Annotated in this window: 10 protein-coding genes; all 10 read right to left on the bottom strand. The window is 59.8% G+C overall.

Annotated features, from left to right (window positions below; translation table 11 throughout):
- Positions 1-57 precede the first annotated feature (57 nt).
- Positions 58-1563 carry a hypothetical protein gene (locus CXY74_RS15025; protein ID WP_104201182.1) on the bottom strand — a complete coding sequence of 502 codons (1506 nt, stop codon included), beginning with the start codon at positions 1561-1563 and terminating at the stop codon, positions 58-60.
- Positions 1560-2183, bottom strand: a complete 624-nt coding sequence (locus CXY74_RS15030; protein WP_158252375.1) for a DUF4365 domain-containing protein — start codon at positions 2181-2183, stop codon at positions 1560-1562. The genes CXY74_RS15025 and CXY74_RS15030 overlap by 4 nt, the downstream gene beginning before the upstream one ends.
- A gap of 89 nt (positions 2184-2272) precedes the next feature.
- Entirely contained in the window at positions 2273-3010 is a 738-nt protein-coding gene (locus tag CXY74_RS15035; protein WP_199183256.1) for a TatD family hydrolase, read from the bottom strand.
- A gap of 35 nt (positions 3011-3045) precedes the next feature.
- Complete coding sequence (locus tag CXY74_RS15040) at positions 3046-4347, bottom strand: hypothetical protein (RefSeq protein ID WP_104201185.1); 1302 nt, start codon at positions 4345-4347, stop codon at positions 3046-3048.
- Positions 4344-4787 (bottom strand): hypothetical protein, encoded by a 444-nt coding sequence (locus CXY74_RS17760; protein WP_199183257.1) that lies wholly within the window; start codon positions 4785-4787, stop codon positions 4344-4346. The genes CXY74_RS15040 and CXY74_RS17760 overlap by 4 nt, the downstream gene beginning before the upstream one ends.
- Before the next feature lie 83 nt (positions 4788-4870).
- Complete coding sequence (locus CXY74_RS17765) at positions 4871-5095, bottom strand: hypothetical protein (RefSeq protein WP_233193445.1); 225 nt, start codon at positions 5093-5095, stop codon at positions 4871-4873.
- Between the two features lie 71 nt (positions 5096-5166).
- The gene (locus CXY74_RS15050; protein WP_104201187.1) at positions 5167-7080 is read right to left on the bottom strand and encodes a P-loop NTPase fold protein; all 1914 of its coding nucleotides are present in this window, start codon (positions 7078-7080) and stop codon (positions 5167-5169) included.
- Between the two features lie 452 nt (positions 7081-7532).
- Positions 7533-8753: an SIR2 family protein gene (locus tag CXY74_RS15055; RefSeq protein WP_146070163.1), complete on the bottom strand. Its 1221-nt coding sequence runs from the start codon at positions 8751-8753 to the stop codon at positions 7533-7535.
- Positions 8725-11943 carry a type I restriction endonuclease subunit R gene (locus CXY74_RS15060; protein WP_104201189.1) on the bottom strand — a complete coding sequence of 1073 codons (3219 nt, stop codon included), beginning with the start codon at positions 11941-11943 and terminating at the stop codon, positions 8725-8727. Before CXY74_RS15060 ends, CXY74_RS15055 begins: the two co-directional genes overlap by 29 nt.
- A gap of 373 nt (positions 11944-12316) precedes the next feature.
- Positions 12317-13507 (bottom strand): restriction endonuclease subunit S, encoded by a 1191-nt coding sequence (locus tag CXY74_RS15065; protein ID WP_146070164.1) that lies wholly within the window; start codon positions 13505-13507, stop codon positions 12317-12319.

The raw sequence follows: 13507 nt of genomic DNA on the forward strand, positions 1-13507 counted from the left end.
GATGATTCCTGATTCTCGCCCTACGTCAAACGGCGGACTTGCTGTTAGCTACTGGCCTCACCCAACCCTGGCACGTAGGGCCCCGCCAAAGCCGAACGCGCCAGTGCGTGCGGACGCAGTGATCCTCGACAACGAGTCGCTCAGACTCGCAATCATCCCTTTAGCAGCATGCTCGGGAAGATCTGTAACTCGACCCCAACTAGCTAACGCTGATAGATCTCCTGTCGCTATTCGTTCGACTAGACCGAGCCGATAGTCAGCATCCCGCTGAGCAACCAGTCGTTCGATGCCATCGCGAAGCTCGAAGTTGTCACCTTCGCCACGCGCGGTGAAGAGCGCAATACTCGCGTTCGCCCAATCTTCGACTGCGACGGAGCCCAAGAGCTTCGCGTAGGCGTGGGCGATTGACTGGTCCTCGATCACAGGTAACGCGGAGGCATGCGCCCTAGTCAACGCCCGCCCGGTCGACGTACAAGCGACATATACGCTCGAAAGGACATCGACCAGATGGTTCACGTAGAGGAATTGCAACCGAAGTCTCGTGGCTCGGGCCGACGGGTCTGCGATCTCAGCTAGCAACCACATCACAATTTCATCGGCTTGGTTCGGCACGAGGATAGACGCGCATCGTCCGATCAGTTCAAGGTCGTTCTTTATTGAAGACCTAGTCGATTTTTCGAGATCCAACTTCGTCAGAACACGTTCGAGCCCATCTGTCGGGCCGTACTCCAGCGTCCGGTTGATGGCCAACTTCAATTGCTTGCTAGCGCCTGAGATACGTAGCAGGTCGATGGCCCCCTCGATCTGCTGCGGCCCCGGTTCGCCGAGAAGCATGTACTGCGCGAGGAGCCTCACGGCGTTGCTCCAGCTTGGCGTATCGGCACCAAAGCCAGACATGAGGGATGCGGATCGCAGCTTCGCCCACGTCTGGTCCGTAGCGCCGAATGTTACAGAGCGGTCCTCGGCCCATCGGTTAAATGAAGATTCCAAGTACGTCGCGAGGCCAGCATTCATGGTTTGAGAACGCCACCACGACGCGACCGTATCTCGCGCCTTCACGGTCGTCTCGAGTTTCCCTGAGGCCCAACCTGCAAGAGAGAAGAGCATTTCCGCCGCAACGCCAGCAAGCTGCTGGGCAGTCGGGTCGCCCGGCGCGATCCGCCCAATAGCCGAAACCTCGAAAGCGAGCCCGTGCGCGCGCTCCGCATCGCCAGCCTGAACGAGGCTTCGCACAAGGTGCATCGTCAACCACGCGTGATCCACTGTGTTGTAGTCATCGAAATCGGTGAGGGCATCATCAATGAGTCGAATGGACTCGGTGACGAGCCCGTCTTCGTAGAACGCCGCCGCCAGCGCGACGCGATGCGCTGCCCTCAGCTCCGCACCCAGCTCGTGGTCAACCAAAGATTCGAGCCCGTCGCGATTCCCACGCTCAACCCAACGAGAAAGCGCGGCAAAGAACTTCCAATCTGAGTCATCGCTAGCTGCGCTTGCCTCAGGATTGAGTAGCGGTTCAATCTCCCGGTATTGATAACGGATTTCTCCTATTCGAAAGGCCGTCAACAGCGCAATGCCCTCTGCCGCCGTGCCCCTTCTGGCCTGACGTTGCCGTGGGGCGCGATCAGTCGCGGCACGATCATTGCGTATCGGAAGCGCGATGTACTCGGGATCTCCTGACCCGGCGCCCAGGCGCTACCCTCCCAGGTCTCTCCCGTAGGCCCACTCGTCGCCACAGCGATTAGTTCATCCAGATGCTCGGCGTCGACCGTTTGCGCCTTGGGAACGAAAATCTTGCGTCTCTTGCCGGTGCTGAGCACGGCGTCACGGGTGATGTGAACCCAGTATGAGACCTTGCCACCTTTGTCGTAATAGACCTGGATGTGGGGGATTCGATGGGTCAACCAGTACTCAAAATGCTCCTCATCTGCGGCAAACCACCATCCGTCTACTCCGTTGTAGACATCAGGCTCCGCGAAATCCAGGCTCCAGTTCTTGACCTGGGCACCGACGAGCGCCCCGAGGTCCCATCGCCTTGCGTCCCGAGCCATCAGAAGCAGATCGGTGCCGAGGTCATGCTCTGGGTTGGGAGCGACACCCCACTCGATCTCCTCAAATTGAGCCTTGACATAGCTCTGGCCCGAGGTCCCCTTGGCATTGTTTTTGGGTGCTCGCATGGTCGTCATCGGACCAACCTCCAATGGTTTCTCTGAGATCCAGTCGTTGTAAGCGCCAGCTGAGATTCGATTCCGCTTCGCAGGCGATTTGCCAAGATCTACCGATTCCTTACTGCCGCGACCATTCGCTGAACAGGGCCTGGAAGAAGAGGCTCGACGCCTACGTCGGCCACCAACTTCGAAAAGTTTCCCCATATCTGCTGTCGAATATCAGCGACGGTCATTCCGTGGATCTCGGCCAGGGCTTGTTCGACGAGCTGCACCGATCCTGGTTGGCGGGGTTCGGGTGTTCCACGGTCGCCTGACGGATGATCAGTCTCGGTCAGTACGCGATCGAGCGGGATGTGTGCGACGTCAGCGGGAGTCTTGATCCCGGAGGCATTCACCGAAAACCAGCAACCGAGCTCCACCGCACGTGCCGTTTCCGCCCATGTACCGCGCCACCAGTGAAGGACAACTCCGCGCACAGGCGTCGCTGATAATGCCTCCAGTACGCGACGAGGGGCTCCACTGCTGTGGATGGAAGTGATGCGAGGGATCTTGGTCAGTTCATGAAGGACAGCACGGAACGTCGCTTCCTGCTGGTCCAATGGTACTTTCGATCGACCATCCAGACCAACCTCGCTAACGAAAGGCGTCGTGAGAACGAGCCCAGCAAATCGTGCAGCGTTGAAGGCGTTCTGCGCGGCTACTACTCCGGGGTGACAGCCCACACCCCATATAGTCACGGCATCATGCCGCTGCTGCGTCGATGCGAACTCGTCCAGCGACCGCGTCGCAACAAATACCACGGCACCAAGTCGTTCCAAATCTCTAGCCGGGATCGTGGTCTTCACGTGCGCATGAAGATCGAGCGGTGGAAGCGTTGGAGTCATCCAACCACGCCCCGAAGCTCGTCGACGCCGAGCGCGCAGAGGGCGAGCGCGTCCTGTGCCGCATAGTCGTCTGGCAGCGACATCACCATCACATCGCGGGGGCGCACACCCCGATAGACGAAGTCGCGCATCGGCTCAACGATGCTCTTGCCTGCCACGAAATCATCGAATTGGCCAGTCCGGTCATTAACAAGGTAGGTAGTCATATCGGGAACGCCCGAGGCAACGAAGGCCGAGCGTCGAACAAGGCACCCGAAGCACACCCCGCACGAGGAGCCGGCCGGTGCCCCGCTGTACCGACCGTCGGTGTGTGAGCAGGAGTTCGTCGCGCTGAGATATGTCGATGCTTCGTCGACGCCGATCGACGCGGCGAGTCGGCGAAACATCTCCCCCTTTGTGATCGATTCGAACGGATTCTCCAGCGCACCGTGCCCGTCGAGGCTTCTGACAAGCGAGCTGAGGTCGCGGAGGAATCGAGGGTGGGTGGTGTGGGTTGAGAGGCTCCCTCGGCGGTCGGGCCCGAGAGGCGGGTTCAGCGAAGCAAAGCCATTCTCGGGGATCCACAGAGTCGATTGTGCCTGTTCGGCGACGGCCAAGCCGAGAGCGAGAAAGAGGAACGATCGGGATCTCGTTGACGATTCATTTCTGAAGGCGGTGCCGTCTAAGCGTTTCGCCGCGCGGCTCAGGTGGAACTGATGGTGGACCTGTGCTTGATCCGGGACAAGCCTCTCAATCACCGACACGAGTTCACGTTGGACCGGTGAAATCGCAGTAGAGCTGAAGTGTGAGGCTAGGGCCTGGGAACTGTCCGGGCCTAAATCGAGCGCTGAAATGAGGGCGCCTACGGCGGAGTCTGCGCCGCCGCTCAGAAGGATCGTGCGCTCGTGTCGCGAGCCCTCAAGGGGGAGCTGCGGTGCCGCCATGGCTGGCGCTTGGGCAAAGGTGAACGCCCATCGATCACCAGTGAGGAATCCGATTATGGCGGATAAATCGTCGACGTTTGCTCCCCAACGTGCAGGATCGGCGACCTCGATGGTCAGATCGAAGTCACGCGCGTTCCAGCTTGACCCACCGCGCTCGCGGAGTATCGACCGGTCGGACGCAAGCACGGCGAGGGCGATGCGCACCAGATCGACGTTGATCGGGTTGACTGCACCGAGCTCGGCTAGGAAGGGTCCGTTCGAGCCGGTGAAAGTTGTTCGATCGTTGTTTGTCCAAAGGAACACCTCGTCATACATACCGTCCTCTAGCGCTGTCTGCGCCGAGCTTTCGGACAGCGACAAGATAAGGCGGCTCATTGGTCGACTCCAAAAATCATGCCGATGTCTCGAATCCCAGTCTCGATCGCCGTAGCCATCTCCAGTTCCGTGGCACCCGTGGCACTTAAGTCTGCCTGCGACGCGTACTCAGCTGCGACGTCGCGGATCTGTTGTTCGACACTCCGCCGCTCGGAGAAGGAGGCGCCCTTGTCGTGAAGCGAGGATGAGATCTCTGTTAGCGCCGTCTCGACGATGGTGGTTTCGATGGACTTTCGGACGATATCTTCGGGGGACGGCAGGCGATCCGCGGGGTATTCGAGTATCCAGGCCACGACCTCCGCAACAATGTCACGTTCCTCGGCGTCCGCGAGCGTGCTGTCCGCCTTAGCCTCAAACGCCGCCTCGACGATCTTGATTCCGATGGCAACCGGGTCGCCGAGAGCGCGAAGCTCGTCGTAATTGAGTCCCGCGCTCTGCAAAGCAGTACGGTCACCCGAGGAGTATGCGAGAGCGAGTCGTCCAGCCCGCCCGGCAGCGCGAGAGATGCGCCCGACTGATCGAGTTACGCCGCCTGAGGACCGCCCGCCGCCGCCCGTGCCACCCCCGCCCCCACTCCCGGGACCGTCGCCTGCGCCGCCCCTTGAACGAAAGAGAAGGCGAACCGCAGGCCGAAGGTCAATGGTTGGACCAGAGGCACCTGGTGCACCTTGAGGTTTCGTTGAAGATCCGTCAGGATCACCGTCTGTTGCGGGCGCACCGTCATCGCCCCCGAAGCCAGCACCATCACCGTCGAGCCACGCCGCGATGTTGTCGCGAAGATCCTTGGCGTCGGTGCCACCGCTACCGCCGAATGAGCCACTAGTTCCCATGGACTTCCCACGCCTTCTCAACGACCGTGATCGACCTGAGGACGGGTTCAAGCTGCGCGCCAGATTTCCAAAGTGTAAGCACAGGCCCGTACGTCCCTGAATCCAGTGGACGCAGTTTGAGGACCGTTGCGGCCTCGATGTCGATGCCACGCACCGACTTAAGTGCGCGTATGACGTCCGCAGTCACGGCCGATTGGGCGTCGGCGATCCGAAGAAGGCTCTCCACGGAGAACTTCTGAATCGACGGTTGGTCGCGAGTTCGTCGTCCCAGGAAATCCACGAGCGTTCGTGCGTCAGACTCTGGAAGCGCCTTCAACGATGCTTCGGTGATACCCGATCGGTCGACCTTGAGAGAGGAGGTGAGGGAAGAGGCAAGATCGCGAAGACGCTCGGGAAGACCAGAATCGATGACTTCAATTTTTGCGAAGGAGGCTGCGAGATACAGGTACCCAGCGATCGCAGCTGCATCAAGGGCAGGCGGGAGTATCGCCCAACGCCGCAAAGTGTCGCTGAAGCCCTCGTCCGGACTGGGCGGCGGCGGAGTCGGCAAATCCGAGGCGGCCGGAGTGCGCTGCGCTTTGTCTCCGGGTTTACTCTCTGAAGCATCGGAGGGCTCCGCCGGAAGTTCCGCTTCCGCGGAGCCACGAGCTCCGTTCGCCAGAGCATCCAACGCCTCCAGTTTGTCCCGGAGCTGATTCGTGGCAAGCCAGTCGAGAACCATCTTGAAGTCGTCCGTCAGGATTCGCTCGAGCACCATCAGCTTGGCGACCGCTGCAGGCTCGAGTTTGAAACCACGCCGCCATGCGATGCTCTTACGGACGTTGAGGTCGTTGAGGAAGCGCTTGATGCGCCGCGGGTTCCCGTGGAACTTCTCGTAGAGGATTGGGGTCAGACGCGCAGCTGTTACCAAGTGATCAGCGAGTGAGCTTCCCTCCAGCACTTCGATAGCATCCAGTCCACCACCTGAAATTCTGAGCGCATCACACTGCACGACCAACTTTGCGTAGGCGTCATCGTCAAGCCCCACTTTTCCAAGCAGGAGGAATAGGTACGCCTCGGTGTCGAACCGACTCAACGCAGGAACTGGAATCGTAGTCTGAACGATCTTGTGGAGATAGAGCTTGGCCGGGCTCTCGTCGTTCTTTTCATCGACGGGAGTCTTCAGCTTCTGCTGGATCGCGTCGGCCACGCGGTCCTCATCCGCAGCAATCACGAACGACATCCCCTTGGCGGACAGGAACAGCCGAATAGCCTCAAGCGTCTCGACAACGGTGTCCGGAAGGCATCTGTCGAGGTCGTCTACCAGCACAACCACACGAGAGATGTGCCTAAGTGCAGGGTCGGCAAGCAGCGCCTGGAACTGCTCACGAAACTCCGCCATACCCTTCTCGCCGTCGAGGCTCTCTGGTTCGTCATTAACGAGGCCAAAGATGTCATCAACATTCGGAAGCTGCATTGTGATGGCAGTGCGAGCTGCCATCTTCACCGCCTTGGTCCAGTTGACCTTCCGAACGAGCTTCTTGAAAGCCTCAAGACCTGCCTTACCGACTGGGTCCTCAAGGTTGAACTCGCCATTGAGAACTCCGAGAACCTCTGCAATGAGGCTCTCCTTGGGACCGACCGAGGGGTCGTACCGCCATGGCTGCGTCGACACGACGAGCACCTTACCCTCGTGCGCTTTCGACCGAGTCGTGATCTCGTCGACGAGCAGCTCAAGAACGCTAGTCTTGCCGCTCCCCCACGAACCGGATAGCCCAATTGCTATCGGATCTAGGTCGTCATCGAAGATGGCGTCGGCTACGGTCTCTGCAACTGCCCGAAATGCAAGAAGATCCTGTTCAGCGGGCTCGTCAGACCAGAGCGGAAACGCGTAGACATCGGGGGATTTAGTTGAGGTCGCCATATGTCCTTGATTATGACAGCGATTATTCCATCGACATGCGATCGTCAAGACGGATTGAGGGATGATCCGTCGTTCATTCCCCCTCCGCCCACCAAAGACACCGCTTCGCATTCGTCACATTCGAGATATCAGATGAGGATGCCCGCAGGTTCACGACTGGGCTTCTTTCACGGTGAAGGTGCCGATATCGACACTCCGCTACTCAACAGGAGTCACCTTCGCGAATCACTTGCATCGACGCCGCGGCCTGTGACTTCTGCAGCGATAATGCCTAGTCCGCCTCGATCTGCAAGAGGCGTGGGACTGCATATTGCGTGGGAGGCTGGACGCCCCTTCTATTGAGGTCGCAAGTGCCGCAGGAGCACCGGTGCCTTCGATTCGGATAGCCCAGCAAACCTGATCTGCGTTCCCAAGGCGACAGAGTTCAAGACGCCGTCCGCCTTACGCGTCATTCAAGCCGTGAGGCCAACAACCGACGACGCCGCCGCCGCCGCCGCCGAGAATTCCTTGACAGAGGTGAATGCCTCCCAATCGGCACTATTCTCGACCCCATCTGCCCCGGCGCGATTTATCTGAAGCCAATAACTTGAATCATTGTCTTCCGCGTTCCATCCAAACGCTCTCTCCACTTCTATCTTCGTGAGCAGATCACCGTATGTGACGACGAGGACGCGAGGCTTTGCCTTTCGTCCTGCAAATTCCGTGCGTAGAAGATCATTAATGGCGTCGTCCCGAAACGAATAGCCCACCACGAGCCAATGGTCGCTGGCCCCAAGACCGTTATCAAACATTTGATACGCGAGGGCGAAAGGGAATTCAGTAACTTGGGCAGTTTTGTCGCGCTGGTTCGCAAGGACCACAACAGGCCGCAGCCGCGTCTCATCATTCCTTAGTTCTTCCCAAAAGGCTTTGCCTCTTAGCCGGCTGGCTTCCACCTTCACGAAAATATTCTTTTCGCGGTCAGTCCAGAAAGTCAGCGATCCATGCAAATGCAAGAGCTGCACTCGCCTGGTCGACGGGAAATCCGACGGCTTGCGTCGCAGCCGTGCAACTGGAAATTCAGTACCATCATCGTTCGATATAGTTACGTCCTTCCAGCCGTATCCCATATCCGCCAAACCATCTTGACAAACGGAAAGGAGTGCCGAGAGTAGCAGCGTGTCGTAGTTCAAGTTTCCGAAGACAACTTTTCCTGGAAAGGCATTGGTTATCGCACCCACAAGCGAGTGGAGCGAATGAGCATCCTCCCGGTAGGCATGCGAACGCTCATAAATTACTTCGAGAACATGGCTCAAACCCGTGTCTCGCACTCGCTCAGCAAACTCGGTAACTCTGACTATTGATTCTCGGAGGGTCTCATCGAGCGGGGAGACTAGCTTCGCCAACTTATGCAGGTGTCCTAAAGTGGTGCTCTCGGACCCGAACGCTCCGACAAGTAGCTCGAAATCGTCATCCGTGGTTGCGCCCGCAGGCAAGGCGTGCACCGCAATCTCCTTCATCGCGGCAACGACGTCGGATCCTCCTTCAGATGCTCTACTTATTCGCTCGGTCATTTCCTGCGTTATCACCCGAAGGTTGAGGGCCGGGTTGAACGCCACACTTAGCCCGTTCCCAACCAGGATTGCAACATTCCGCAGTTCAGGCTCAGACGACATTTTCTGTACGCTCTCCACTGAATCGCAGCGCCATCGACTCCATCTGCTCCATCACCAGCTTGATCGCGCCGGGCTGCTGGTCGGGCGGGTAGCCGTTCAGCACGAGCAGCCGCTTGATCGACGAGCGCAGCTTGGCGCGCACGTCGTCGCGCACAGTCCAGTCGGTGCGCACGTCGCGTCGCATCACCTGCACGAGACCGCGCGCGATGTCGGCCAGCTTGCCCTCGCCCTGCAGGTCCACGGCGGACTCGTTCTGCGCGACCGCGTCATAGAACGCCAGCTCATCGCTCGTCAGCGCCGGCTTGAAGTGCAAACCACGCTGCGACTCGGCGGCGACCTCCCGCGACATCTCCACGAGCGCGGCGATCACCTCGGCTGAAGTCAACTGCTGGTTGGTGTACTTGTTCATCAGCTCGGTGATCCGTTCCGAGAATGCGCGCTGCCGCACCATGTTGTTGCGAGTGGATGCCACAGCCTCCTCGGTCAGCAGCTTGCGCAACGCTTCAATCGCCAAATGCGGGTTGCGCGCCTGCTGTGTCTTGGCCACGAACTCCGGCGTCAGATCGCTTAGCGACGGCTTCGGCATGCCGGCCGCCTCGTAGATGTCGAGCACCTCACCCGACGACGTTGCGGACGAGATCAGCTCCCCCAGCAACCGCTGAATCTCCTCGGGAATCGGTTCGCCGCGGGACTGCCGCTCGAGGGCATCCGCTTTGGCCATCCAGACCCGGATTTCCTCGTAGATTTGCACCTCTGGGCGCAGCGCCGCCAGATTTTGCGACCCCGAGCATAAGGCCCAAGCCCGTGACAGCTGCCCGGAATATCGGCGGTACTTCACCCCGAGGGTCTCCTCACCCTCGACGATCTGGTTGCCGGGCGTGCCGGGTGCCCGCAGGTAGTTCACGGAACCGGTCACCGCGTTCAGGTACGCCTTCGGTCCGGCCTTATGCAGCACGGCTTTCCAGTCATACCCGGCCAGCAGACCGCGCAGGGTCTCGACCAGTGTCTCGGTGAGGGCGACCACCTCGTCGATGTTGCGGCCGAGCGGCTTGCCGGTCTGGTCATCCGCTGTGTATTCGGCGAGCGCCTTCGACAGATTCTCGGCGAGCGGCGCATAGGCCACGAGCAGCCCATCTTCCTTGCCGCGAAAGGTGCGGTTCACCCGCGCGAGCGTCTGCATCAGCAGCGCGCCCTTGAGCGGCCGGTCGAGATAAAGCGTGTGCAGCGGCGGCGAGTCGAAGCCGGTGAGCATCATGTCTTTCACGATGACGAGTTCGAGCGGGTCGTCGACGTTCTTCAGCCGCGCCTTGATCACATCGTTCTGCGAGGTGCGCCGCACGTGGTTTGAAACCGGCGGCTGGTCCGTCGCATCCCCGGAATACACGACCTTGATAACGCCCTGGTCGAGCGCAGCGGAATGCCAGTCGGGCTTGAGCGAAACGATCGCCTCATACAACAGGGCGCAGATCTCGCGGGTTCCGCCAACGATCATGGCCTTGCCCGGTGCGTCGATGAACTTGATCATGCGACCGCGTCGGTTCTCCCAGTGCGCCACAATGTCCGCTGCGAGAGCTGCGATGCGCTCGGGCGCACCATAGACCGCGTTGACCACGGCCACACTCTGCTCGATGCGGGCCCGCTCGGTTTCGTCGAGCCCCTGGGTGGCGTCGTCGGCCGCGTCGTCGAGCATCTCTTCCGTGACGTCAGCTGCCAGCGACACCTTGATCAGGCGCGGCTCGAAGTACACCGGCACGGTCGCGCCATCGTCGACCGCGCGAGAAAGGTCGTAGACGTCGATGTAGTCGCCGAACACGTCTTGCGTGTTGCGATCGTCGAAGGAGATAGGCGTGCCGGTGAACGCGATTAGCGTCGCGTGCGGCAGGGCATCCCGCAGGTGCCGGGCATACCCATCGAGGTCGTCGTAGTGGCTGCGATGCGCCTCATCGACGATGACAATGATGTTGCGCCGGTCTGACAGAAGCGGATGCTCCATCCCGGCATCCTTCTCCGCCTTGCTGATTCCGAATTTCTGCAGCGTGGTGAAGAAGATTCCGCCGGTGTTGCGCTCGCTCAGCTTCTGCCGCAGGTCGGAGCGTTTGAGGATCTGCTCCGGCTTGCCCGGCAACAGCAGACTGCGATCGAACGAAGAGAACAGCTGCCCGTCGAGCTCCTTGCGGTCGGTGATCACGACCACGGTCGGGTTCTTCAGCTTCGGATGCAGCGTCACCAGGTTGGTGTACAACTCCATCTCCATCGATTTGCCCGAGCCCTGCGTGTGCCAGACCACCCCGGCCTTGCCGTTGCTGGCCACGGCCTGCACGGTGCTCGCGACCGCCTTGTTCACCGCAAAAAACTGGTGCGGTTTGGCGATGCGCTTTGTGAGGCCGTCGTCGCCCTCATCGAACGCGGTGAAATAGGTGAGCAGCTGCAGAAAATTGTCCTGGTTGTAGAGGCCGGCCAGCGCGGTGTCGAGTCCGGTGACCGCGTCGCCGAGCAGCGTGGTGCTGTCAGGCGGCACCGGCACGCCCCCGTCGTCAACGTTCCACGGCGAAAAATGGTTGAGCGGAGTGAACGGCGTGCCATACGCCGCCGACTGCCCGTCGGAGGCCAGCGTGAACACGCAGAACCGAAACGCCATCGGAAACTCGCGCAGGTAGGTCTGCAGCTGGGCGTGCGCGGCGGCAACGGTTGCCCGCTCGCTGCCCGCCTTCTTCAGCTCGATGATGCTCACCGGCATGCCATTGCAGTACAGCACGAGGTCGAACCGGCGCTTCACGTCAGGCTTCACGAGAGTGACCTGGTTCACGGCCAGCCAGTCGTTCTGCGCCGGGTCAGAACTGAGCAAACGGATGCGAGGACTCACCTCGGCCCCGCTGGCATCGAGGTAGCTGAACGGAAACCCATGCACGAAATACTCGTGCATGCGCTGGTTCTCGGTGATCGCATCCATCGACTTAGGCGATGTCACCTCGGCGAGCGCCTGCCGCAAGTACTCGACCGGCACGGTCGGGTTGAGGTTGCGCAGCGCCTCCAGTAGGCGCGGACGAATGAGCAGCTCGCTCCAGGACTCGCGCTCCCCCGTGCCCGGCGCGATCTTCTCGCCGGGCAGCGGAAGCCAGCCGAGCGGCTCCCCCAGCTGATCAAGCGCGAAGTTCTCCCACGCCGCTTCCGACAGCCCCTGTGCTGGAGTCGATGTCGTGATCGTCATTGCCTATCCCCTCAATACTTTGACGCTGGTGAAAGCTAGTTGTGCAGAGCTCTGCACAAATATTGCAACAGGCCGTTGCAACGTTCCTCGGCGGGCGCCACGGCAATTGTGCAATGCTGCCTTGCACAATTGAGCGGCGTAATCACCCCGCCAATCGATCCTGCCGAACGCCGTAACCATTCCGCTGTTCGACCCTGTCAGTGATCGCAATCGACCAGTGGAAGCAGTCTCGGCAACCCAACCATTCCGCTGATCGAGCCTGCCGAGATCGCAATGCGCACGACGCTGGCTGCGGCGGCAACGCGGGTCGCGTTGGTCGATGGAGATCTCGGCAAGCTCGATCAACGGATGGGGCCAGACTTCAGGGTGGGCATTACAGCACGCCCGCGAGCGTTTTCTCGGCGTCTTTGACGCGTAGCTTGCCCAACATGAGCTGTGGGAGCAGGGCGTCGCGGGTTGCGCCGAGTGACCTATTTTCGGCCCTCCTTTCCAACGCAGTCAGGCCAATGTTTGTTATACGAGCTTTGACACCGTCAGGCATTTGACGCGGATCACCGACGAGCGTCGCTAGGAGATCATCGGGGCGCACACGCTGGTGGCTGCCCGAGGTTCCAGCTGCCTTGCCATCGAGGTTTATCGCAAACTCGTTCTGCGACAAGATGGCCCAGAGGACCGTCGTGGAACACCAAAGAGGGTCCAGAACGAGAAATTCGGTGGAGGCAAGAGCCGTCTCGATCGGTAAATCTGCGACATTCCAAACTCTCGGAAATCGCGGGTTGAGTTTAGAGATTAGAACCGAAGGCTGAGCAATTAAAAACTTAGAACTTAAAATATCAGCCGGGAGAGTCAATGCTGGCAACTTGTCAATGTCATAGGCGGGCAAACTGAAATGCGCCACGCACGAAGCGTCTAGAAGCAACGGAACAACAGACTGTTTTAGATGGTTGGCAAGATCGCCAACGGCGACGGTCGGCTTGATCTGCCCCGCGAGGAGAATCGCCAGCTCCTCGGCCACTGTAATGAGCTTGTTGTTGGCGGCAATCTTGTCGTCGAGTGCGCCCAGCACGTTCACGATCCCAGTCTGTGCCGCAAGGCTCGGGAGTGGGACCGTTAACCGCCCGAGTATTCCCAAGTTGATGTGCGGGACGCCGGTTGAAATCGCGTTGTCGGATATTTGCTTGAGAAATTGATTCGTACTGCATGCGTAATACACAAATTCTGCTACGGCGACCTCCGGATCGACGCGGAGTCTCATCTGGCTTTGGGAAACAACGTATTCGCTTGAACCAGAATCATCCACCAACGCGACCTGCCCCAAAGTCCCGCGCTGCGTGAAGACGATGTCGCCGGGCGCGGCTGTGTTTCGGGCCAGATCACGTGCAACCTTTTCCTCCGAAACGTATACGAAACTGCCCCCAAGGTATTTTCCAAATCCAAGATTTGTACCGCGAACTACGGGCACCCCGGCCAGTTCATAGTCACTACCAACGAGAGATGAGCCGAACGGCCCACCAACCAATCCTTTAGTTGTCGCGAGGGACGAAATTGGCATAGCGTTTTTCAC

The sequence above is a fragment of the Cryobacterium sp. Y29 genome (assembly GCF_002929825.1).
Classification (GTDB): domain Bacteria; phylum Actinomycetota; class Actinomycetes; order Actinomycetales; family Microbacteriaceae; genus Cryobacterium.

Excerpts from the sequence above, each read along its gene's own strand:
- CXY74_RS15030 (WP_158252375.1), bottom strand. The coding sequence starts at position 2,183 with ATGACGACCATGCGAGCACCCAAAAACAATGCCAAGGGGACCTCGGGC.
- CXY74_RS15040 (WP_104201185.1), bottom strand. The coding sequence starts at position 4,347 with ATGAGCCGCCTTATCTTGTCGCTGTCCGAAAGCTCGGCGCAGACAGCG.
- CXY74_RS15050 (WP_104201187.1), bottom strand. The coding sequence starts at position 7,080 with ATGGCGACCTCAACTAAATCCCCCGATGTCTACGCGTTTCCGCTCTGG.
- CXY74_RS15060 (WP_104201189.1), bottom strand. The coding sequence starts at position 11,943 with ATGACGATCACGACATCGACTCCAGCACAGGGGCTGTCGGAAGCGGCG.